The organism is Acinetobacter sp. PW68 (assembly GCF_020982655.1).
Classification (GTDB): domain Bacteria; phylum Pseudomonadota; class Gammaproteobacteria; order Pseudomonadales; family Moraxellaceae; genus Acinetobacter; species Acinetobacter towneri_A.
On sequence record NZ_JAHZSX010000001.1, the window covers coordinates 120,498 to 142,893 of the forward strand.

At 41.3% G+C, this 22,396-nt stretch carries 19 protein-coding genes, 1 tRNA gene and 1 pseudogene; 11 read left to right on the plus strand and 10 right to left on the minus strand.

Translation table 11 applies throughout. The annotated features are described in order from the left end of the window. Positions 1–119 precede the first annotated feature (119 nt). Positions 120–818, plus strand: coding sequence for an ion channel (locus tag K1T76_RS00490; RefSeq protein WP_230243748.1), 699 nt, complete (start codon positions 120–122; stop codon positions 816–818). A gap of 91 nt (positions 819–909) precedes the next feature. Here the strand turns inward: K1T76_RS00490 and omp33-36 are convergent, their stop codons facing one another. Next, complete coding sequence (gene omp33-36 / locus K1T76_RS00495; protein ID WP_268259872.1) at positions 910–1,824, minus strand: porin Omp33-36; 915 nt, start codon at positions 1,822–1,824, stop codon at positions 910–912. 1,102 nt (positions 1,825–2,926) lie between these two features. On the opposite strand from omp33-36, the gene K1T76_RS00500 reads away from it, so the two are divergent. Then, the gene (locus K1T76_RS00500; RefSeq protein WP_230243762.1) at positions 2,927–4,630 is read left to right on the plus strand and encodes a GGDEF domain-containing protein; all 1,704 of its coding nucleotides are present in this window, start codon (positions 2,927–2,929) and stop codon (positions 4,628–4,630) included. Positions 4,631–4,752: 122 nt separating this feature from the next. Here the strand turns inward: K1T76_RS00500 and uvrA are convergent, their stop codons facing one another. Both uvrA and tenA read right to left on the minus strand, forming a co-directional pair. Next, the gene (gene uvrA, locus K1T76_RS00505; RefSeq protein WP_230243764.1) at positions 4,753–7,587 is read right to left on the minus strand and encodes an excinuclease ABC subunit UvrA; all 2,835 of its coding nucleotides are present in this window, start codon (positions 7,585–7,587) and stop codon (positions 4,753–4,755) included. Positions 7,588–7,728: 141 nt separating this feature from the next. Beyond that, the gene (gene tenA, locus K1T76_RS00510) at positions 7,729–8,403 is read right to left on the minus strand and encodes a thiaminase II (protein ID WP_230243765.1); all 675 of its coding nucleotides are present in this window, start codon (positions 8,401–8,403) and stop codon (positions 7,729–7,731) included. A gap of 302 nt (positions 8,404–8,705) precedes the next feature. Here tenA and K1T76_RS00515 point away from each other — a divergent pair, with 302 nt between their 5' ends. The 7 genes from K1T76_RS00515 (at position 8,706) to K1T76_RS00545 (ending at position 16,459) form a co-directional block, all read left to right on the plus strand. Next, entirely contained in the window at positions 8,706–9,791 is a 1,086-nt protein-coding gene (locus K1T76_RS00515; RefSeq protein WP_019837154.1) for a DUF475 domain-containing protein, read from the plus strand. Between the two features lie 214 nt (positions 9,792–10,005). Further along, entirely contained in the window at positions 10,006–11,370 is a 1,365-nt protein-coding gene (locus tag K1T76_RS00520) for an MFS transporter (RefSeq protein ID WP_230243773.1), read from the plus strand. Positions 11,371–11,421: 51 nt separating this feature from the next. Next, a complete protein-coding gene (ssb, locus tag K1T76_RS00525; RefSeq protein WP_004970192.1) occupies positions 11,422–11,973 on the plus strand; it encodes a single-stranded DNA-binding protein in 552 nt (183 codons plus the stop codon). Positions 11,974–12,212: 239 nt separating this feature from the next. After that, positions 12,213–12,776 carry an alkyl hydroperoxide reductase subunit C gene (gene ahpC / locus K1T76_RS00530; RefSeq protein WP_230243775.1) on the plus strand — a complete coding sequence of 188 codons (564 nt, stop codon included), beginning with the start codon at positions 12,213–12,215 and terminating at the stop codon, positions 12,774–12,776. 201 nt (positions 12,777–12,977) lie between these two features. Further along, on the plus strand, positions 12,978–13,862 hold the full coding sequence (locus K1T76_RS00535) for a pirin family protein (RefSeq protein ID WP_230243777.1): 885 nt from the start codon (positions 12,978–12,980) through the stop codon (positions 13,860–13,862). A gap of 423 nt (positions 13,863–14,285) precedes the next feature. Beyond that, complete coding sequence (locus K1T76_RS00540; protein ID WP_230243779.1) at positions 14,286–15,593, plus strand: FAD-dependent oxidoreductase; 1,308 nt, start codon at positions 14,286–14,288, stop codon at positions 15,591–15,593. 35 nt (positions 15,594–15,628) lie between these two features. Next, complete coding sequence (locus tag K1T76_RS00545) at positions 15,629–16,459, plus strand: SAM-dependent methyltransferase (RefSeq protein ID WP_230243781.1); 831 nt, start codon at positions 15,629–15,631, stop codon at positions 16,457–16,459. A 177-nt stretch (positions 16,460–16,636) separates the two neighbouring features. Here the strand turns inward: K1T76_RS00545 and K1T76_RS00550 are convergent. The 4 genes and pseudogenes from K1T76_RS00550 to K1T76_RS00565 form a co-directional block, all read right to left on the minus strand. Continuing rightward, positions 16,637–16,712: transfer RNA gene (locus K1T76_RS00550), tRNA-Thr, on the minus strand. Between the two features lie 202 nt (positions 16,713–16,914). Then, the gene (locus tag K1T76_RS00555) at positions 16,915–17,142 is read right to left on the minus strand and encodes a hypothetical protein (protein ID WP_026438111.1); all 228 of its coding nucleotides are present in this window, start codon (positions 17,140–17,142) and stop codon (positions 16,915–16,917) included. Positions 17,143–17,573: 431 nt separating this feature from the next. Beyond that, a pseudogene (locus K1T76_RS00560) lies at positions 17,574–17,903 on the minus strand (transposase); the annotation flags it as partial. Between the two features lie 163 nt (positions 17,904–18,066). Beyond that, complete coding sequence (locus K1T76_RS00565; protein ID WP_230243782.1) at positions 18,067–18,987, minus strand: Dyp-type peroxidase; 921 nt, start codon at positions 18,985–18,987, stop codon at positions 18,067–18,069. Positions 18,988–19,147: 160 nt separating this feature from the next. Between K1T76_RS00565 and K1T76_RS00570 the strand changes: the two genes are divergently transcribed. Together K1T76_RS00570 and K1T76_RS00575 are read left to right on the plus strand one after the other, a co-directional pair. Then, positions 19,148–19,768: a LysE family transporter gene (locus tag K1T76_RS00570; protein ID WP_026438405.1), complete on the plus strand. Its 621-nt coding sequence runs from the start codon at positions 19,148–19,150 to the stop codon at positions 19,766–19,768. A 111-nt stretch (positions 19,769–19,879) separates the two neighbouring features. Further along, positions 19,880–20,278 carry a hypothetical protein gene (locus tag K1T76_RS00575; protein ID WP_136144785.1) on the plus strand — a complete coding sequence of 133 codons (399 nt, stop codon included), beginning with the start codon at positions 19,880–19,882 and terminating at the stop codon, positions 20,276–20,278. Here K1T76_RS00575 and znuB read toward each other — a convergent pair. The 3 genes from znuB to K1T76_RS00590 are packed head-to-tail and all read right to left on the minus strand — an operon-like array spanning position 20,275 to position 22,337. After that, the gene (gene znuB, locus K1T76_RS00580) at positions 20,275–21,075 is read right to left on the minus strand and encodes a zinc ABC transporter permease subunit ZnuB (RefSeq protein WP_180060360.1); all 801 of its coding nucleotides are present in this window, start codon (positions 21,073–21,075) and stop codon (positions 20,275–20,277) included. The two genes, K1T76_RS00575 and znuB, sit on opposite strands and share 4 nt — an antisense overlap. 3 nt (positions 21,076–21,078) lie before the next feature. Continuing rightward, positions 21,079–21,867: a zinc ABC transporter ATP-binding protein ZnuC gene (gene znuC / locus K1T76_RS00585; RefSeq protein ID WP_230243783.1), complete on the minus strand. Its 789-nt coding sequence runs from the start codon at positions 21,865–21,867 to the stop codon at positions 21,079–21,081. After that, positions 21,843–22,337 (minus strand): transcriptional repressor, encoded by a 495-nt coding sequence (locus tag K1T76_RS00590; protein ID WP_230243790.1) that lies wholly within the window; start codon positions 22,335–22,337, stop codon positions 21,843–21,845. Before K1T76_RS00590 ends, znuC begins: the two co-directional genes overlap by 25 nt. Positions 22,338–22,396 lie beyond the last annotated feature (59 nt).

A 22,396-nucleotide genomic window follows, 5' to 3' on the forward strand; every position in this document is an offset into this window, starting at 1 on the left:
TTTTGAGTATTTATGGATACGGTTATTGAGATATGCAATTTTGATACAGAGTGATTGCATTACATGACTAAATAAGCTGCTATGTTGGATGCAATATAAAAAGAATAGGCAGCAGATATATGTACATATTAGACAATGTCTGGAAAAGGTTTCAGGTCTTGCCTTCAGCATGGCTGTTGTTTTTGCAGTTTGTGATTTTGCTACTTTCACTCTTTTCCCATCACAACATGCCCTACAAAGTCATCACTTGGATGGTGGGGGTATTGGTGTTGCTGCTCATTGCCAAAGTGATTCGACAAACGCCAATGTTGAGTGTTTTAGGCCTCAGTTTTGTTTATGCAGCTTTGTTCTTTTCGTTCTTTATTTTATTGGGTGTGCGTCATCCTCTTGTTTTGGTGATGAGTCATGCCTGTGAAGCGGCAGCATATTTTAGTGCCGCTTATGGTTTATTGCGCTATATGTTCCATGACCGTTACTTAACCAAAGATGAGTTGTTTGCTGCGGCAGCGGTGTTTACCTTAATCGCTTGGGGATTTGCCTTTTTATATAGCATTTGCCAGATTCTGATTCCGCAAAGTTTTCAGAACCCAAATGCTGCAGGTTTACAAAGCTGGTTGGATTTACTGTTTTTAAGTTTTAGTTTGCAGTCTGCGACAGGCTTATCTGATCTTATACCAATCAGCCCAGAAGCACGGGTGATTGCCATGTTGCAAATGTTCTGTGGCGTGATGTATTTGGCATTGATCGTGTCACGTTTAATCGCATTGCAATACATTCGCCATTTACCGCATCATCACCATGATGATTCATCTGAGTGAAATAGCAGTTCAATTTTTTCATGAAATATTTCAGGCATAAAAAAAGACGCTCAGATGAGCGTCTTTTTTAACTTCAGTATCTAATGTGAAATTAGAAACGGAATTTAGCGTTTACACCAACAGTTTGAGTGTCACGAGCTACACCAACAGCATTCGCATTTACATAGCTAGCACCTACAGCAACTGCAGGAGTGATGAAGTAGTTTACGTTCGCGCCCCAAGCAGAATCGACATCAGTATTAGCACTTGTTTCTGCATAAGAAGCACCCACGCTAAGTGCTGGTGTTAAGTAAAGATCAGTTTTTAAGTTGTACATAGTATCTTCACCATATACAAGACCTGCTTCAAAACCAACAGCCATATTGGTGCCGTCAATTGCGCCTACATATTTTGTACGTGCAGTGATTGCATCTTGGTCTTGATCGATTGTGCCTGACTCAAGCGCTGCTTTAGCAACACCATTACTAAGGATATTGAAAGCGTCATAAGAATCTTGATCTGCAACGCTTGTATAACCTACCGCAACCAAGAAGTTAGGCGCTACAACTGCACCAAGTTCTAAAGCATAACGGTCGCCATTGTCATTGTCTTGACCGCCTTTACCATCTGTGATGGTGTGGCTATATGCTGCACTAGCATAAACAGGAACCAATTGTGTTGGTACATACGCTTCAGCTTTAGCACCATAAACATGAGATACGAAATCTTCATCTACAGCATCTACATCGTATTCACCATAGTTGTATGCTAAAGAGAAGTTAGAAGCTTGGTTTAAGAACGCAGCTTCAGCCAATGGACCTTTAGTCGCATCAACATTTTTGAAGTAGTAAGTACCTTGAACAGCGCCAGTGAAATTCTTATCATTTACTGTATTGTCGATGTATTCAGATTGACCTTGAACTTCGAATTGGTACGCTTGAGCACCGGTCATGGCTAATAATAATGCAGTGGCTAAACCGAGTTTTTTCATGATAGTTACCAGTTTTGTTAAAAATGGATGAAACATTGATCATTTTAGTGTAACAAATTATTAAGTCAATGAACTAAAAGGACTTTATTTAAGAATTAAGTCCAATTGACTTTGTTGTTTAAAAAATATTCAAATAAAATTTTTGCTGTCAACCTAAAAACTGTATGGATAACAAGTCGATATGTTCGTTTTTGCAACAAAAGTAGAAATAATAAGCAAAGCATTAATTGGATTAATCGATCAGTTTTATTGAAATTATCTTTAATAATAATTCTTGGAATGTGAAGAATAACGGAAAAATTCACCTGTTTTAGGGTGAAATCATGATATTTGGGTAAAAAACAAGCAATAAAGAAGGCTTGTTTAGACTGAATTTGAGTGGAATATTTGAATTAATGTGAGTTTAGTCACATTAAATTTTAATATTTGTATAAAAATAAATCAGACTAGTTAGCTAAGCTTTACAATAACTGTGATTTATTTCATAATTGCAGCATGAAGACCTACTACTCAAGTCAGGTTTGAAAATTATGTAACTTATCTCGTAATTTATCTTTCAAATCTTGAGCTTGCTTGATCTCGTAGTATGATCTAATTCTCCATAAATGTTTCGTTTTATCTGCCCAACTTTCCCCAAGGTTGGGTTTTTTTTGCAACTAAAAAAGCAGTGTCATTTTATTACCGCACCAATACAGTGCAATATATCTGTGTAAAAAATTAAACCCCATAAAAAAATCCCAGTTTTCTTTCAAAAACTGGGATTTTGCGCCAAATATGCGGGTAAATTTAGTTTTCTGCTGAGTAAAAACTAAATTCGCCCTAATGAGGTGCATTATGCACCTAAATGTTGCATCTGTAAAATATTTTTTGCATGTTGAACCATTATTTTGTATTTGTCGTTTTAAGCAAATGGCTCATGGGTATGCGCTTGGAAGTTTTCTTGAGTGAGCTGATCGAGTCAGACAGGTCTGAAATATTAGCCCAATTTAGCTGCCATATTTGCCGTTTAAACTAAAATCTAACTGAATTAATTATCTTTTTGGTAAGTATTTTAAGGGGTATTCATGTAATATAGGCGCCGATTTGGTGATCAAGTTCACGATTTTGCACAGTAATAATGACGTAGGTGAAACTTAGCATGATGATGAAGTTGCGCTCAGAACATATCAGTCAGCGATTGTGCATTTCGATGATCATTATTATCGTGTCATTACTTTTTATTTCTGTTCCTTCAATTGTGAATAGTTATCAAAGTTATAAAAGAGCTGAGCGAGCTTTAATCGAAGTTTCTGTTTTGCGTAATGTAGCTGAGCTGACCAATAATATTTCACGTGAGCGTGCGCCAGCCAATCAAGTCATGTCGAGTACGCCCGAGAAAAGAGCAGAATATATTGAAGAATTAAAACGCTATCGGGCTAATGTTGATCAGCAAATCGAAGAAACTACTCAACTACTCAAAAGCAAGGGTTTTATTCCGCATGCGCAGCATTTGTCACTTCAATTAAAATCTTCGTTAAAAGAGGGACGTGATGCGGTAGATGCTTATGCTGCAACTCCTCAGTCTTCTCGCAGTTCAGCTCAATTGGATCATGCGATTCAGAAAATGTTTGCTGCTTGGGATAGTTCTCAGTATGTATTGAAGCATGTGATGCTAGATTCTGTGGGCAAAGATTCGCGTGCATCAACTTATTATAGTGTGATTTTTATTTTATCGGAATTGCGTGATCAAGCTGGGCGAGTCGCATCGAATATTATGGCTGCCATCACTTTTGGTGAAAAAATTCCCGCGGAAAACTTAGCTAACTCCTTACAAAACCAGCGTCAAGCTTATCATTTATGGGACTTGGTGCATACGATTTTGCCTGAAGCACATAAAGTGCCTGAATATACAGCTTTACATCATCGCTTAAAGACTGAGTTTTTAGATCAAGGGATTCCAATCGTAAAGCAGCTGATGGAGCAGAGCTTACAGGATGAAGCTTATTCTTTGACAGGCACACAATTGACCGAAGTTATGGTGAATAAATTTAGCACCGTGGTCGACTTACAAAATTACTTGTTAGATTATAGTTTGAACTTAGCTAAAAAAGATTATATCAAAGCGCAGCAAAAACTTGTTTTAACTTTGGTGGTCGCATTAATTTCTTTGATGGCTGCTATTTTTACCATGGTCTATGCGCGTTCGAAGGTATTTATTCCTTTAATTCAGGCACGCAACCAAATTTTGCGCTTGGCAGCTTATGATGATGAAGCTCATGGTACGCAAAATCCAGACAAAGTAACACTTTTGGAGGCCATTCAAAAACTAAAACAACGCCTAGAGCAACGTGATATTTTAGAATTTCAGCTGCGTAATATTGCCAATACCGATGTTTTAACGGGTGTTTCCAACCGTTTGGCACTTGAAGAATACATCAAATATTTGGAACATCGACCTGAAAAATTGACCAAAACTGGTCTGATTATTTTGGATGTGGATAAATTCAAGCATATTAACGATACCTACGGGCATGTGGTGGGTGACCAAGCTATAAAATGTATTGCCGATACGCTCAAGGCGCATGTCCGTGCTTCAGACTTGGTGGTGCGTTATGGTGGCGATGAGTTTTTGGTTTTGATTGAGCAAATAGAATTCACTGAGGCGCTACATTTGGCAGATAAATTGCGCTGTCATATTGTGAATCAGGAATTTTTTATTCCAGAACTAAATGATTATATTCAAATATCAGTCAGTGCGGGCGTGGCGGTGGGTGCTGCATCATGGAGTAGCTTGTTCAAAAAGGCCGATAAACATTTATTTAGAGCCAAAGCACTTGGGCGCAATGCTGTTGCTAGTGACTAAGTCACAATCACAGGCTTTCTGGTATTTCCGAAATGAAAAAAGCTTAGCTTGAAAGATTCAGCGCAACCTTACGCTGAATCTGGGTTTAAATTTGAATGAGCCAAAAACTGCAATCATCTGTTTTAGCCTTTCAGCATTGGTTTTAAGAATTTTGCCGTGTGCGAAACTTTAGATTTTGCGACAGCTTCAGGTGTACCTTCGGCAATGATTTGTCCACCGCCTGCACCGCCTTCAGGACCTAAATCGACAATCCAGTCTGCAGTTTTAATCACATCTAGATTGTGTTCAATCACCACAATGGTATTACCCTTATTGCGTAGCTCATGCAAGATATCGAGCAATTTGGCAATGTCATGGAAATGCAAACCAGTGGTCGGCTCATCCAGTACATACAGGGTTTTGCCTGTATCTCGCTTGGCCAGTTCACGCGCAAGTTTCACGCGCTGTGCTTCTCCACCAGATAACGTCGTGGCAGATTGTCCAAGGCGAATATAACCCAAGCCCACCTGATTTAAGGTTTCTAAACGACGATGAATCACAGGAATGGCATCAAAGAAATGCATGGCATCTTCAACGGTCATTTCCAAAACATCAGAAATATTGCGACCTTTATAACTGACTTCCAAAGTTTCGCGGTTATAGCGTTTACCATGACAGGCATCGCAAGGCACGTACATATCTGGCAAGAAGTGCATGGCAACTTTAATCATGCCATCACCCTCACAGGCCTCGCAGCGTCCCCCTTTGACGTTAAAGGAGAAGCGTCCTGCTGCATACCCACGTGCTTTGGCTTCGGGCGTTTGTGCAAACAGTTCACGAATTGGAGTGAACAAACCTGTATAGGTCGCTGGGTTCGAGCGTGGCGTTCGCCCAATCGGGCTTTGGTCAATATCCACCACTTTATCTAAATATTGCAAACCATCAATCGAGTCGAATTTTTCTGCGTTTAAGGTGGTGGCACCATTTAATTGAGTTGCAGCCAAAGGCAACAAAGTGCGGTTAATTAAGGTGGATTTTCCTGAACCTGACACGCCTGTGACACAAGTCATCACGCCTAAAGACAAAGTGAGATCCACTTTTTTTAGATTGTGTCCTGCTGCGCCCATGAGTTTAATTTGTTGTTCAGGATGTGGCGGTTGAGTACGTGTTTTCGGCACTTCAATTTTTAATTTACCCGATAAATACTGCCCTGTGAGTGAGTCTGCATGTTCGGCCAGTTCTGCATAAGTACCTTCGGCAATAATATGTCCACCATGCACACCTGCGCCTGGACCAATATCAATAATATGGTCGGCGGCACGAATCGCATCTTCATCATGTTCTACCACCAACACCGTGTTGCCCAAGTCACGTAAGCGAATTAGGGTTTCTAGCAATCGGTCATTGTCACGTTGGTGCAAGCCAATTGAAGGTTCATCTAGCACATACATTACGCCCATAAGCCCTGCACCAATTTGAGATGCCAAGCGGATACGCTGTGCTTCACCGCCCGAAAGAGTTTCGGCAGAGCGTGACAGACTCAAATAATTCAAACCCACCGACACTAAAAAGTGCAGACGTTCACGAATTTCTTTAAAGATTTTATCCGCGACTTCACCTTTGGCGCCTTCAAGATTTAAGCCTTGATAGTAGTCTTCGGCATCGCCAATTGACATTTGAGTGATTTGGGCAATGGTTTTGTCTTTCACGCGAACGTTACGGGAAATTTCATTTAAACGTGAACCACCGCAGGCATCACAGGCCGCATTAGATAAATACTGCGCCAAATCATCACGCACATAATTACTTTCGGTTTCACGGTAGCGACGTTCTAAATGTGGCAACACACCTTCAAACGCAATCACACGTTTATGGTGGCGCCCACGTTCATCGGTATAACTCAGGTCTATTTTGTCTTTGCCAGTACCGTACAGAAATTTCTTTTGGGTCGCGCTGTCGAGCTGACTCCATGCCGTGTCGAGTGACAGTTCATAATGTGCCGCGACTTTTTCTAGCATGCTGTAATAATACGGACGCTGTCTGTCCCAGCCGCGAATAGCGCCCTGACTAATCGACAGTTCAGGGTTTGGAATGAGTTTTTCCGCACTGAAATGGCTACGTGTCCCCAAACCATCACACGTTGGACAAGCGCCAAAAGGATTGTTAAATGAGAACAGGCGTGGTTCAAGTTCTGCTACGGCACGGTCACACTGTGGGCAAGAGTGCTTGGCTGAAAAAATACGATCAGGTTGTTCCGCATTCATCCACGATAAAATGGCTAAATCGCCACCTAAACGCAGCGCAGTTTCAAAGCTTTCGGCAATACGGTTGCCCAAATCATCTCGGACTTTAAAACGGTCTACCACCACTTCAATGGTATGTTTTTTCTTTTTGTCGAGTTCTGGCGGTGGGTCAATATCCATGACTTCGCCATCCACTCGGGCGCGTACGAAACCCTGACTTTGTAGTTGCTCAAACAGATGCACGTATTCGCCTTTACGCTCACGAATTACTGGCGCGAGGAGCATTAAGGCAGTGCCTTCTTCTAGTGCTTTTACAGCATCGACCATTTCTGAAACGGTTTGCGCGACCATCGGTAAATCATGTTCAGGGCAGTACGGTGTACCAACACGTGCATACAGTAAACGCAAATAGTCGTAAATTTCGGTAATGGTCCCCACGGTTGAACGCGGGTTATGACTGGTCGATTTTTGTTCAATAGCAATTGCAGGGCTTAGACCTTCAATCGAATCGACTTCAGGTTTTTCCATTTGCGATAAAAACTGGCGTGCGTAGGCAGAAAGTGATTCGACATAACGACGTTGCCCTTCTGCATAGAGGGTATCAAATGCCAGTGAAGATTTTCCTGAACCAGATAAACCCGTAATGACCACAAATTTATCGCGTGGAATATCAAGGTTCACGTTTTTTAGGTTATGGGTACGTGCACCTCGAATACGGATATGACTTTGGCTCATAAAAAATCTCGATATTTTGCAAATGAAAAACCTATATATGATAGCGCATGAAAATTGTTCAAGTGTTATTTTTCATGCTTTATCGGTCATGGCTTGTCGCACTGTATGGAGTGATCGCCATACAGTGTGTGAGGGCGGCAGTTAAACTTGATCTAAACCTGGCCACTGACGTTGATGATAGGCACTGTCCCAAAATAACCATTCCAGTTCTGCGGCTTTGGTGTAAGCGTGGTGCATTTTTTCAAGTGTATCGGCATCACAGCGCGCAGCAACACGGTCAATGGTTTGAATCACATTATTGACTGCAGTGTGGAACTCCTCGCCTGAATAGGTATCGACCCATGCCTGATACGGATTATTCGGTGCAGAGTTATTGACGATATCTTTACCAACTTCGGCATAAATCCAGAAACATGGCAGTAGTGATGCCAATACCACAGGATAGCTTTCCGACCATGCGGTTGCGACTAAATAAGAGGTGTAATGATGGCAGGCAAGAGTCAGCGGAGTGTTTTCAAATTCCTGTTTGGAAATATCAAACTCCTGCATAAAGCTGTCATGTAAGGTACGTTCCACCACAATTGCAATTTTGGCTGCATCTGCGAACTGAATAATATCATCTGCATCAAAAGCTTTGGCTGCACAGACGGCCAGCGCGCGCCCGTAAGCAATTAAGTAATGTGAATCTTGAATCACATAATGCGCAAAGGCAGCTTTACTCAAGGTGCCTTGAGCCAATTCCTGATTAAACGGTAACGCGAGCGTCTTGTGATAAAGGGCAAGGTTACGTTGCCAAGCATCTTGAGAAAAGCGCATCCTAAATTCCTATATGTCGTTGCATTTCACTATAGCAGTTTGGGAACGGAAAGTACGGTTGTCGCTGTATCTGATCGGGAAACCAAAAATCATACGAAGAATTTTGCCGAAGTTGAGAAAAAAGCGTCATAATTGCAACATAAAATTTTACATTCTCAGTTTTTATCCGATTTAAAACTCGGGCAATTCAACTTTCAGAATTTTTGCATCTGTTAAAGCTTAATAAAACTGTACTTTGTGTTGCTGGTACAAATTCGGCAGATGAAGAATTCAGATCAAAATATAGTGATAGGTCGTTTCTCATGATGAAACATTTTGGTTTCTCAATCGTATTTTCGATTGTGTGTCTTGCGCTATCTGCATATTGGGGCTATACCCATGGCCCAGAAGCAGGTGTGCAAACCATGCTCACCGCACTAACCATTACCGCAATTTTGGCGATTATGGAAGTGTCGTTGTCGTTTGATAATGCGGTGGTGAATGCGTCGGTGCTGCGCGGTTGGGATCATTTCTGGAAAATGCTGTTTTTAACCGTGGGGATTATCATTGCTGTTTTTGGCATGCGTTTAATTTTCCCTGTGGTCATTGTGGCGGTCACCGCCGATATGGGCATGATGGAAGTGGTGCAACTGGCATTGAATGATCCGAAGCAATATTCAGCTAAACTGATGGCACATCACCCTGAAATTGCGGCATTTGGTGGCGCATTCTTGTTGATGGTTTTCCTCAACTTTTTCTTGGATGATGAAAAAGACACGCACTGGTTTAGATGGTTGGAACGTCGTTTGAGCAATCTGGCAAGCGTACCTGCCATGTCGGTATTTTTGGCCTTGGTGACGTTGTTAATCATGGCGGCAAACGTGGTGGAAGATAAACGTCTTGTGGTCACGATGGCGGGTATTTGGGGCATCGTGATTTATATTGGCGTACAAGTGCTGAGTCACATGCTAGGCGGTGAACCAGAGGTCGATGAACAAGGCAATGCCGTACGTCATGATGAAAATGGCGTACCAACAGGCGTGGTGAAAGCAGGTATTGGCGGATTTTTATATCTAGAAGTACTCGATGCCTCGTTCAGTTTTGACGGCGTCATTGGTGCATTTGCAATCACCTCTGACGTGGTGATCATCATGTTAGGTTTGGCGATTGGTGCAATTTTCGTGCGTTCGATGACGATTTATTTGGTCGATAAAGGCACCTTGGATGCCTATATTTACCTTGAACACGGTGCGCACTACGCGATTGGTGCTTTAGCCTTTATTATGATTGCCAGCGGTACAGGCTTGCATGTGCCAGAAGTGGTGACAGGTCTAATTGGTGTTGCCTTTATTGTTTGGGCAGTGATTGCATCCATTCAATTTAAAAAGCGTCAGGCAAAAGCGGGTTAAGTCTATGCAGATGTCCGTTACTATATTGTTGCGAAATCATAGAGGAATACCGTGACTAAGACCGTATAAAATGCAAATTGGGGTGCACAACGTTGTGCCCTTTTTTATTGAAATCGAAAGCTTGGGGAATAAACATCTGGAAAAATCAGCATCCTTAAGCTGAATGTTGTAGGATATCTGCAAATTCAAAATTATTTAGTTTTAGTCGGTTGATATGATGAATGCCTTAGAACGCCGCTCGACCTTTGCTTTAAGCAGTATTTTTGCATTGCGCATGTTGGGTTTGTTCATGATTATTCCTGTATTTTCAGTGGCAGGGCAGTCATATCAATACGCAACTCCTGCACTCATTGGTCTTGCTGTTGGTGTTTATGGACTTACTCAAGCCATTTTGCAAATTCCATTTAGCTTGATTGCAGACCGTTATAGCCGTAAGCCATTGGTGGTTTTGGGCTTATTACTGTTTGCTTTAGGTGGTGCAATTGCTGCCATGTCCGACACCATTTATGGCGTGATTATTGGCCGTGCCATTGCAGGTGGTGGCGCTGTATCTGCTGTGGTGATGGCATTATTGGCCGATGTGACCCGTGAAGAGAACCGCATGAAAGCCATGGCGGTGATGGGTATGAGTATTGGCATGTCCTTTGTGGTGGCCTTTAGTTTAGGGCCGTGGCTGACAGGTCTGGTTGGTATTTCAGGGCTGTTTTGGGTGACTACAGTAATGGGACTAGCAGCAATTCTCATGCTGTTATTGGTGCCTAAAGTCACCCGTCATCATCGTAATTTTCAGCAAGGCTACATCACGCAGTTAAAGCAAGTCCTGAAAATGGGAGATTTAAACCGCCTGCATGTGTCGGTATTTACCCTACATTTATTGCTGACTGCCATGTTTATTTATGTACCTTCGCAATTAATCCAATTTGCCGATATTCCTTTGCAGCATCATGGTTGGGTGTATTTGCCATTGTTGTTGGTCAGTCTGTTCGTGGCATTTCCAAGCATTGTTTTGGCAGAAAAATATCGCAAAATGCGTGGCATTTTCCTGACCGCCATTGCAGGTATTATTTTAGGTCTGTTGGTGCTGATTTTTGGGTTTGAATCGAAGTACATCCTTTTATTGGGTTTGGGCTTATTCTTTATTGCTTTTAACGTTATGGAAGCGTTACTACCTTCGTGGTTGTCAAAGGTTGCGCCAATTCAATCTAAAGCCACCGCGATGGGTGTGAATGCGAGCAGTCAGTTTTTGGGAGCATTCTTTGGTGGGATGATTGGTGGGCAATTATTGATGCTCAACCACACCGCAATGGGTTGGAGTATTTTGACTGCGATTGCTATAATTTGGCTGCTTGTTAGTTTTGGATTGGCGCAGCCGCGCTATCTTTCGTCTTTGGTGTTGCGCTTGCCTGAGAATCGAGAAACAGATGAATGGACTTCTCAGTTATTGGCAATTCGTGGTATTGAAGAGGTCGTGGTGATGTCTGACCAACAAGTGGCGTATGTAAAGGTTGATAAACAGCATATTGATGATGCTGCGCGACAACAATTAACGCACTTGTTTGGGAAAGAGGTAGCCATTTAAGCATAACTCTTATAAAGTAAATAATAGAAACAAATAGGAAGAAAACATCTAATGCGTGGTGTAAATAAAGTCATATTGGTGGGTACTTTAGGTCGTGATCCTGAAACAAAAACTTTCCCAAATGGGGGTTCTCTCACTCAATTTTCTATCGCAACCAGTGATGTCTGGACAGACAAAAACACAGGTGAGCGTAAAGAGCAAACAGAGTGGCATCGCATTGTTTTACATAACCGTTTAGGCGAGATTGCACAGCAATATTTACGCAAAGGTTCTAAAGTATATATTGAAGGTTCATTGCGTACACGTCAGTGGACCGATCAAAACGGTCAAGAGCGTTACACCACTGAAATTCGTGGTGATCAAATGCAAATGCTCGATTCTTCGAACCGTGGACAATCTGACCAGCAAGATGGTGGGTTTGCTCAACCACGTTTTAACAATAACCAAGCTCCAGCCACAGGTTATGCGAATCAAAATCAAGGCGGTTTTAACCAAAATCAGGGTGGCGGCTATGCCAATAATAACCCGAGTGGTTTTGCACCGAAGCCACAAGCTGCGCCCGCAACTGCACCAGCAGATTTAGATGATGATTTGCCATTTTAGTCTAATCATTTGATTAAAATGGAAAATCATCCTCCAAACCTTTTGTTTCGACAAAGGGTTTTTTTATGCGGATATACAGCAAATATCTATTTTCTCGATTAAATTTCATACTATGATAGGATTATTGATTCATAAATCCGATTATTTTTATAAAAAAACACTGTTTTACCGATTAATTGGTTTTTCGTATTCTAGCTACACAAGATAAGCAATCCCTGAAATGAAATGAGGAATTATCCATGAGCTTAATCAATACCCAAGTCAAAGCATTTAACGCAACTGCTTACCACAATGGTCAATTTATTGAAGTATCTGAGCAAGACTTTATTGGCAAATGGTCAGTGGTGTTTTTCTATCCTGCAGATTTCACTTTTGTGTGCCCAACTGAACTTGCAGATTTGGCCGATCAATATGCTGAATTCCAAAAAATCGGTGTGGAAATTTACTCAGTTTCTACAGACACGCATTTTACCCATAAAGCATGGCACGACACTTCAGAAGAAATCAAAAAAATTCAATACCCAATGATTGGCGACCCAACTTGGACCTTGGCTAAAAACTTTGACGTGCTGATTGAAGCAGAAGGTTTGGCAGATCGTGGTACATTCGTGATTGACCCTGAAGGTAAAATCCAAATTGTAGAAATTAATGCAGGCGGTATTGGTCGTGATGCGCAAGAATTGTTGCGTAAAGTGAAAGCAGCGCAATATGTGCATGCACACCCTGGCGAAGTTTGCCCTGCCAAGTGGAAAGAAGGCGATGCAACCCTAGCACCATCTATTGATTTGGTCGGTAAAATCTAATCGAATCATTACACTCAATTTTAAAAATCCAGAACTTCGTTTCTGGATTTTTTATGTCCATGATGTGTTTGAGCATGTGTAGCCTCAGTTTCGGAACGAGTATTCTATTCTTGCAATGCTGTATGCCGAATTTGCACTAGGTTGGGGTGTGATGAACGATTAAGATCAATGCATCTACTCCCCTAGCAATAGGTGTAACACATGAAAAAAATAATCGGTTTATATCGCAACCAAAACATGCATTGGGTGGGCGATGGCTTTCCCGTTAAGAATCTATTTTCTTATGACCGTTTAGGTCAGGCGATCAGTCCATTTTTACTCTTGGATTATGCAGCGCCGTATCATTTTGATGCAACTACGGCACAGCATGGTGTGGGTTCACATCCACACCGTGGTTTTGAAACGGTAACGATTGCCTATCAAGGCGAAGTGACGCATAAAGATTCGGCAGGCGGTGGTGGCACCATCAAAACAGGTGATGTGCAGTGGATGACAGCAGGTGCTGGTGTGGTGCATGAGGAGTTTCATTCCAAAGACTATGCAGCACAAGGTGGATTGTTTGAAATGGTACAGCTTTGGGTCAATTTGCCTGCCGCGGATAAAATGACGACTCCACGCTATCAAGCCATTGAATCTCAACATATTCCAAAAATTGAGTTTGAAAATCAGGCGGGGCATTTACGCATTATTGCAGGTCAGTACATCGAGCAATCTGGACCTGCCAGCACCTTTAGCCCTGTCAATGTTTGGGATGGGCAATTGAAAGCTACACAGACCCAAGCGCTGCTTGTACCTGTAGATCACAATACTTTATTGGTGGTGTTGGCGGGTGAAGTGCAAGTCAATGGCAGCCAACTTGTGCAAGATCATTCAGTGGTCTTGTTTGCTCAAGATGGCGAAGCGTTAATTCAGCTTGAAGCACTGCAAGATACGCAATTTTTAGTGCTGACAGGCAAGCCACTAAATGAACCTATTCAAGGCTATGGTCCATTTGTCATGAATACCAAGCAGGAAATCATTCAAGCTTTTGAAGATTTTAATCAAGATAAGTTCGGTGAAATTCCCGTTCAACATCAAGCGGGTTAAGCTTTAAAAAATCTTAGCCAAGAAAAAAGCCTCATGTCGATGTCCCGACTGAGGCTTTTGTTATTCTGGCGCTGTCAAATTTCTAGTTTTAGCGGATTGATCATATTCTTTATGATAATTATTTGTGATTTAGTTATTAATTTTGTGCCTACTATCATAGCGTTTAGAGATTTATTTGTAAAACGAAAATTATATAAATGGTTAATTTATCTATATGGTTTAGAACACTATTTATGGAATTAAGGAAATAATATGAATAAATTCTAAGGCTTATTTAAGCAGCTACTGATTGTTAAAAAATGTAATCATATAGCCAATGTTCTTTGTGTTGTTTCTCTGTGAAAAGTACACAATCTGGTAGTTTTTAATAGCTCATTTTTCTTAGGCATGGTTCATAATTTCATAAAGTATGTAAAAAGATGGATGATCGGTTTGGATATCGCAGTGATCGGTAGTGGTATGGCTGGACTGGCTACCGCAAGAATTCTTAAAGATGCAGGGCATAACATTACAATTTTTGAGGCGCTGCCTGGTCGTGGAATGGACAGTCATAGCATCGAATTTGAAGATGGTTTAATTGATGCGCCGTTACGGGTCATGAATCCACATTTGTGGAAAAACACCCTCAGCTTGGCCACACATTTAGGCATTAAAACTTATCCTGTGCGTACTTATATGGCGTGCAGCTGGTTATTTGAAGACCGAACCGAAACTTGGTTGACCACAAGTCGTACTCGTATTGGTAATTTTCCCATCATTAACAACCGTAAAGGAATTCAGCAATACGGCTGGCGTTTAGTGAAAGGCATGTTGCAGTTAAAAACAGCTATTGCTAAATTTTTTAAATCCAAGAACCAAGACATCACCCTTGCGGAATTTATCAACCGCAACGAGATTGAAGAAGTGTTTTGGCATGGTGCAGTGATGCCAGTGCTTTATACCATTTGTACTTGTGATCCTAAGACCATTGGCGAATGGCCAGCAAAACCATTATTGGTGTTTTTACGCCAATTAACTGATGGTGATGCGTTATTGCGTTTACAAGGTGGCACGCCCGCATTAGTTGATAAGTTGATTGAAGGCATTAATATTGAAAGTGGTGCAGCGATCACTCGCGTTCATCAAAAAGAAGATGGTGTGGTTGTTGAAAATTCTGCAGGTCAGTCGCAAACATTTGACCGTGTGGTAATTGCAACGCCAACCACTAAAGTTCAAGACTTCTTAGATAATCAACAATTTTCTGAAGATATTGAATTGCTTAAACAATTCAAATTCGAGCAGGGTGATTTGGTGATTCACACCGATCAAACGGTGATGCCGCCAAAACGTAAAGACTGGTCAGTTTTAAGTTATATGATGGATCGTAAATTTACCCGTCAGCAATTTACGGTATGGCTTAACTCGATTGAACCAACGTTGGTCGGCAAATCTCCAGTGTTCCAAACATGGCGTCCAGTCACACCAATTGATCCGAAAAAGATCATTTCAACGGTGACTTTAACCCGCGCTGTAGTGGATTCAAAGACGGTGGCATTAAACAAAGAGTTGCAGCAACGGCATCATCAAGACAATCGTAAAGTGTTCTTCTGTGGTTCATGGTCGTGTGATGGTTTGCCTATTTTAGAATCTGCAGTGACCTCAGCCATGCATATTGCAGAAATTTTTGGTGCGCCATTACCGTTTATTGATTTAAAACCACAAGTTGAGGTTGCGCCACAATTAGGTTATTAAGTCTATTCATCTTTACTGAATTAGACTGAGTCAGTATGAAATGGCAACAGGCAATAAGACCGCATTTTCCAAAACATAAATATGCCATTCATGCGGCATATTTGGGAGATACTTCCGCATTGCCGTGGAGCAATCTAGGTTATTGGTCAGATGCAGTGGGATATGATTATCCTGCTGCATGTCAAAATTTAGCCGCGCATTTGGCAGCAGCAGTCTGTTTAAACTCAAAAGATGCTGTGTTGGATTTAGGCTGTGGGCAAGGTGCTAGTCTTAAATACTGGTTAGAACACTATCAAGTACAACAGCTTGAGGCTATTGAGCTACAAGATCATCATGTGCAGTCGATTCGACAACATTTAAATTCAAATATTAAAATTCATGCTGCTTCATTTTTAAATTTACAAGCACTTTTTCCACAACCCCGTTTTGATGTGGTGTTTTGTATCGATGCCGCATATCACAGTCATTTGAATTCCTTTTTAAGTCAGGTTAGTGCAGTTTTGAATTCAAACGGACGTATGGGCTTTCATTATTTAATTTGGGCAGAGCAAGCGCCAACGCATGTGTTCAAACAGTTGCAATATCGTGCCTTATTAAAATCTGCCGATGTCAATTTTAAAGATCTAATGTCTGAAAGTCAGCTTCGGGCAGTCTTAGCACAGTTTGAATTTAAACAGATTCAAGTGGAAGATTTATCGGCCCAGGTTCTAGCAGGTTTTGCTGATTATGTGAATCAGCATCTCAGGCATCGAGTGCAAACGCGAGATGTAGATTGGTTTAAAATTGCCATGACTGCACGTTTATGCGCCAAGCTCTATGCAGATGGTTGGGTTAAATATGTGCAGGTGAGTGCGGAAAAAGCTTAATCAATCGTAATCGGCTGATAGATGATGAAGGTTTTCAGTGTTTGGATTTTCATAATTGGCTTTAAATCTCACCTACCAAGTCCTGAATAATTTTGGCTATTCGGGCAGAATGAGTGAGATAAAATATACGTATATAAACAAAAAACCTCATAAATTAGAAACTTATGAGGTTGAATATGGTGCCGGCACACGGATTCGAACTGTGGACCTACTGATTACAAGTCAGTTGCTCTACCAACTGAGCTATGCCGGCGTTGTGTAAAGAATTTTACAGAATTTTTACCTGTGCGCAAGCTAAAAAGTAACCGTTCAATGCAAGCTATAGCATTTTTGTGGAGTTTGTATGCAGTGTTTTGCATATTACAAATGAGGAAATTACACAGAAGGTTTAGGAAATGAGCCCAGCGAGTGGGCTCAAGGAAGATAATAACTTGAAGTAAAGTGTGAAAAAGCGATTATTTACTTCTTAAGATGCGGTCTAAATCTTGTGCACATTCCTCTAAGGTAAAGGCCATATCCAGTTGCATTTGTGGTTTAAGTTCATTTGCGAGCGTTCTCCATTGTTCAATTAGGCGAATGGCTTTTTGAATCTTATGTTTGTTGATGTCTTTGGCGATGGTAGGCGTGTATCCTCCACGTTTAGCATTTTTAATTTGTTTGACATAATTTTGGCTGTTATTCATGTTCGCTCCCGAATAGCAGTTATATATGTAAGGCATTTGCATGCTTTTATTATGCTAAAACTTAATGATGACCCTTTTATGTAGAAAGCTGAGATGACCAAGTAAAATAAAAAAAGTTTGATAAAAAACAATAAATTTCTTCACATCCCCTTTTTTGACGTTACAACTCAGTTGTAGCATAGTGGTTAAAGATTGTCTTTATTGCAGAGTAACGTAATGTGTCATGTTTGTTGATTTATCATCAATAGTTAGAGAGAGGATCATCAAAATCACTGCTTAACAAGCTGATAAATGCAAATTCCATTTATTGCTTTATTCATTTTACGCTCTAGATAATTGCCAAGTTAGATAGCGCCACGATAAAAATAGCAACGAGCATAACCATGCAAAGTTCACTCTTTGCTGTACTGGCTTAGGTGGGTAATACCCACCTCACCTAGGAACTTAAAGCTTGTAGAGTCCTTGCATATATGCAGCCCATCTCTACTTTTTTGGTAGCTGATCGCAATATCAATATGCTTTTGTCTTCTACAAAGCATGCATTAATCTGGCGCTGTCCTATTTAAGCCGCAAAAATTTAATCAGACTTTTTACAAATCCAGTAAGCACAGGTAAAGACAGGCCCAATAAGGATTAAAACATTAAGCAGCATTGGAGAGTGCGTTAGTGAAGGTTTGATTTCATCCTTATTTGCCTTTTGATGGCGCATATTTATGCGTAGCGGGATCGAACCAAATGTTAATACTTCCCCGATGAATCAGTGCTCAGTTATATGAAGACCAAGAGGATGTAAGATAAATTTTAGGTAGAGGCTTATTTATTTGAAAAATTATATTGCTGAAACAGCTTTTATAGATAGGCTTGTGAAACACAGGCAAATAGTATGAAGTCGCTGATATTATGCGACTCCATACTGATGACAGATCAGTCTTCTAAGACTTCTTCTAGTAGCTCCTCACTTGGGGCAAAGTAATATGCGCCATCCATAGCAGTCACAAAGTGCAATAAACGGTCATGGATGCCATCACCTGAAGTACCAAACATACGTTCTAACATGGCATCAATAATGCTCAAATCTTTGGTATAAGCAATAAAGAATAAACCCTGATCGCCCTTGCCATCACCATAAGGTAAAGAGTGGCGCAAAATTTCCATTTCATCGCCTGCATCATCTTCAACGACTGTACGTGAAACGTGCGAATTTTCAGGTTGTACATCTTCGTCTAATTCAATCGATTCCAGTTTGGTGCGTCCAATCACGTGTTCTTGGGCATCGACTTTGAGCTTTTTCCATTTTTCTAAATCGTGACAATAGCGCTGTGCAAAAATAAAAGAACCATCGGCAAACACGCCTGCATCTTCCCCTAAAAGTGCAACTTCGGCACGATCATCTGGAAATTGTGGGTTTTCGGTACCATCAATAAATCCCGTCATGTCGCGTCCATCAAAATAACGGAAACAGACCCGTTCATCCAAGACTTCAATTTTGTCTTGAATCCCTTCAAAAAAGGCCTGACTGAGCGCAAAGCAAATATCTGAACGGGCACTAGCGAGATGAATAATCACATCGGCAGGCACGACAGGCATTGGGTACGCCCCTTGAATCGGTTGTAATTGTTTAAAACCATCTGGAGATTGCTCATAGAGTTGTGCCCACAGTTCAGGACCAAAAGCGACGCCAGTTTTAATTTGGGCATGTGGATGTTGGGTAATTAAACGATCCCGTGTGCTAAACAAGTCAGCCAATTTTTCTTTTAACTCAGCAATGCTTAAGTCTTTTAAACGTAGTACAAGAAAGCGAGCATGATCTGAAGGTAGTGGCAAAATTACTGATTGGGCAGTCATGTATAGCTCCTGAAAATTTGTTGTTTTCTATAAAGTTGACTTTATTGTGCCTGATTGTATGCAGGCTTAATAGCCTCAACCCGACTTTTATTCCACGTTTTTAGTCATGAGATTAAGTGAAATATCATATAATGTGCTGTCTTGTGAAAAGCGGCGATATATGTCTTATCAAGTTTGGATAGCGTTTATGTTAGCCTGTTGGGTGATTAGTGTTTCACCTGGCGCAGGTGCAATAGCATCGATGTCGAGTGGTTTGAACTATGGTTTTCGACATGGCTACTGGAATGCCATTGGTTTGCAGTTGGCATTATTGCTGCAAATTGCAATTGTCGCTGCGGGGGCAGGGGTTTTGTTTGCCACTACGCCTTGGGCATTTCTGATTGTGAAATGGTTTGGTGTGGCGTATTTGTTGTATCTGGCGTATTTGCAATGGGCAGCGCCTGCACAGTCGATTGAAATTCAGCATGAGTTGACGCGCAAATCTGCTGGAAAATTGGTGATGTACGGCTTTCTGGTTAATATGAGCAATCCCAAAGCAATTGTGTTTTTATTGGCAGTTTTACCGCAATTTTTAGATTTATCTAAACCGCAATGGACGCAATATGCAATTATGGCACTGACCATGATTAGTATTGATTTGATTGTGATGGCGGGCTATACGGGCTTGGCTGCAAAAGTTTTGCGTTTGTTAAGATCACCGAAGCAGCAAAAATTTATGAATCGTACTTTTGCTGCATTGTTTGCAGGTGCTGCGTTTTTGTTGAGTTTGGTGCATCAGTAATGTCTTCAATTACACAAAAGTGTACGCTGTAATTATAAAAATAGATTGAGACATACGTTGAAAATAAAATGTATTCCGCGAGCACTTTATTGGCAACATTGGTGGATCAGCATGTTGCTTTTAAGTTTTTCAACTTTAATTGCAATTGGATTAGCAATTCAGTTTTCAGTAGATAGCGTGTTTTGGCCAATTGCTTTGATGGCACATTTGAGTATCAATTTGATTTTTTCTTTTGTATTTGCCGCCTTGCAAACTTATTTTAAACATACGGTGTGGCAAAGTGTGGTGTTGATTAATATTACGGCTGTGTTGTTGATTGCCATTCATGCAATGTTTTATCTACAAAAGATAGATTGGAATGCTGTTTCAGAAAGTCAGCAGCAATTGAGTCTTTTACAGCAAGTGATTCATAGTGATATAGCACTGTGGATAGCGTATATACTGCCATTTTTGGTCGTAATGCTCATTGCTGCAATACAAAAATATAGATATTCATTAACGAAAAACTAAGCTATCTTTCTGACTTTTTGCACGCTAAAAATTACTGCAAAAATGATCGCCATAGTCATCACAATGCTTAAACCTGTTGAAATGTTTAAGCCTGCACTTGACCATAAACCTACGCTGACTGCAATTTGCGCCACAATAAACGCCCAAATCACCATTTGTTTAGGCGAGTGAGCCAATAAACGTGCGGTTAAGGCAGGAATCACCAACAATGCACCCATCAATAAAGAGCCGACTGCACGTAAAGCCAATACTGTAAATAATGCCAATAACAACATAAAAATCAGACGTTGCCATTGTGCATTCACACCTTCACTGACTGCAATGTCAGGGTCAATTGCAATTTGAATTTGAGCCTGCCAAAACTTATAGAGTACCGCTAAGGCTGCAATAATGACCAAAGCAAATACGGGTAAATCTGCCCATGAAATGGTGAGTAAATCGCCAAATAAATAGCTCAGCAACTCAGGACGCAAACTCGGAATATGTTGAATAAAGAGCAAACCTGAACAGAGCAAGGTCGCAGAGCAGAGCGCCAATAATGCATCATTCGGCAACCGTGGATCATGTAAAATCCACAAAACACCCACCAATAATAATGCCAAGAATGTCACGCCCATCCACAGAGGTAAACTTAACGCGCCTGCAATTGCCACACCCAATAAAGTGCCATGCGCCATCGTATCGGCAAAAAAGGACATGCGTCGCCACAGCATTAAACAGCCAAGTGGGGCGGTCAAAAATACCAATAAACTGCCCATGATCCATGCAGGTAACAGCAATTGTAGCCAATCCATCATGGGTTAAGCTTCCGGTTCAGGGTGAATATGAGGACGTGAATCATGCTGACAAGGCTCGGCATGATCGCCATGGGCGCAGTGTTCATGGTGATGTTGATAAAACACCCGATTGGTTCCAAAAATAGCTTGGTATTCAGGATGTTGCTGTACATTTTCGGGCAAACCGCTACAGCAAATGTGTTTATTTAAACATACCACACGATGCGTACCTTGCATGACCCATTGCAAATCATGCGACACCATCAACAGCGCACAGCCATATTTGCTCGGTAAGTTGCGCACATAGTCATACAGTTCAGCTTCGGACTGAATATCTAGTCCTTGCATCGGCTCATCCAGTACCAAAACATCAGGTTGACGTAATAAGGCGCGTGCCAATAGCACCCGTTGCCGCTCACCACCAGACAGTTGTTGTACTTTTGAATCTTGCAGTTTGGCAATGCCAGTATCGCGGATAATTTCTGCTTTAATTGCGTCTGGGCATTTTTCTAAAGCCAGTAAATCTTTCACTCTTAAAGGCAAGCTGTGTGAAGGATTAAACTTTTGCGGCACATAAGAAAAGGTCAATTTGCGAGCATTTACGAGCTTGCCTGCATTTGGTTTGACAATGCCAAGCAAGACTTTAATTAGAGTCGATTTTCCTGCGCCATTGGGGCCAATTAGCGTGACAATTTCACGTGCATGTAATTCAAAATCGACATTTTTTAAAATATCGCGCTCATCTATTCGCACCTGAATATTGTGCAAGGCGATGAGCGGTGCAGTGGTTATTTGCTGTTGCACTGCTGACATTTTCCAGAAATCTCAATAATGCTGTGATGCGGGCTAAAGCGGTCAGAGGCTGCCAACTGATCTAATTGCTCTAATAAACCTTGCGCTGAAGCTTCTTTAACGACTTTACATTCAGTACAGATCAAAAAAGCCGCTTGGTGTCCTTCACGTGGATGACAGCAAGGAATATAGGCATTGATTGAAGTCAAACGGTGAATTAGTCCTTTTTCCAGTAAAAAATCCAAAGTACGGTACACCGTTGGCGGTGCTGCAGGACGATCAGACTCACTTTTAATTTTCGCCAATAAATCATAAGCACCCATTGGTGCAGATGCCTTGAGAATGAGTTCCAGTACTTCTTTACGTAGCGGTGTTAAGCGAGCACCTGCTGCCGCGCATAAACTCTCAGCTTCGACAAGACGTTGATGAACATTGTGATGGTCGTGAACGCCATGTAATGCATTGTGATGCTCGTGCGAACATAAGCTCATAGCCACCCCAGTTGAACTTTAAAAGAAAAACGACAGTAAATCTTAGCATGAAGCGTAAT

Coding starts and splice junctions, on each gene's coding strand:
- K1T76_RS00540 (WP_230243779.1), top strand. CDS start 14,286: ATGATCGGTTTGGATATCGCAGTGATCGGTAGTGGTATGGCTGGACTG.
- K1T76_RS00565 (WP_230243782.1), bottom strand. CDS start 18,987: ATGACTGCCCAATCAGTAATTTTGCCACTACCTTCAGATCATGCTCGC.
- ssb (WP_004970192.1), top strand. CDS start 11,422: ATGCGTGGTGTAAATAAAGTCATATTGGTGGGTACTTTAGGTCGTGAT.
- K1T76_RS00590 (WP_230243790.1), bottom strand. CDS start 22,337: ATGAGCTTATGTTCGCACGAGCATCACAATGCATTACATGGCGTTCAC.
- K1T76_RS00575 (WP_136144785.1), top strand. CDS start 19,880: ATGTTGCTTTTAAGTTTTTCAACTTTAATTGCAATTGGATTAGCAATT.
- K1T76_RS00545 (WP_230243781.1), top strand. CDS start 15,629: ATGAAATGGCAACAGGCAATAAGACCGCATTTTCCAAAACATAAATAT.
- K1T76_RS00535 (WP_230243777.1), top strand. CDS start 12,978: ATGAAAAAAATAATCGGTTTATATCGCAACCAAAACATGCATTGGGTG.
- K1T76_RS00515 (WP_019837154.1), top strand. CDS start 8,706: ATGATGAAACATTTTGGTTTCTCAATCGTATTTTCGATTGTGTGTCTT.
- ahpC (WP_230243775.1), top strand. CDS start 12,213: ATGAGCTTAATCAATACCCAAGTCAAAGCATTTAACGCAACTGCTTAC.
- tenA (WP_230243765.1), bottom strand. CDS start 8,403: ATGCGCTTTTCTCAAGATGCTTGGCAACGTAACCTTGCCCTTTATCAC.
- K1T76_RS00520 (WP_230243773.1), top strand. CDS start 10,006: ATGATGAATGCCTTAGAACGCCGCTCGACCTTTGCTTTAAGCAGTATT.
- K1T76_RS00500 (WP_230243762.1), top strand. CDS start 2,927: ATGATGATGAAGTTGCGCTCAGAACATATCAGTCAGCGATTGTGCATT.
- omp33-36 (WP_268259872.1), bottom strand. CDS start 1,824: ATGTTTCATCCATTTTTAACAAAACTGGTAACTATCATGAAAAAACTC.
- K1T76_RS00490 (WP_230243748.1), top strand. CDS start 120: ATGTACATATTAGACAATGTCTGGAAAAGGTTTCAGGTCTTGCCTTCA.
- znuC (WP_230243783.1), bottom strand. CDS start 21,867: ATGTCAGCAGTGCAACAGCAAATAACCACTGCACCGCTCATCGCCTTG.
- uvrA (WP_230243764.1), bottom strand. CDS start 7,587: ATGAGCCAAAGTCATATCCGTATTCGAGGTGCACGTACCCATAACCTA.
- K1T76_RS00555 (WP_026438111.1), bottom strand. CDS start 17,142: ATGAATAACAGCCAAAATTATGTCAAACAAATTAAAAATGCTAAACGT.
- znuB (WP_180060360.1), bottom strand. CDS start 21,075: ATGATGGATTGGCTACAATTGCTGTTACCTGCATGGATCATGGGCAGT.
- K1T76_RS00570 (WP_026438405.1), top strand. CDS start 19,148: ATGTCTTATCAAGTTTGGATAGCGTTTATGTTAGCCTGTTGGGTGATT.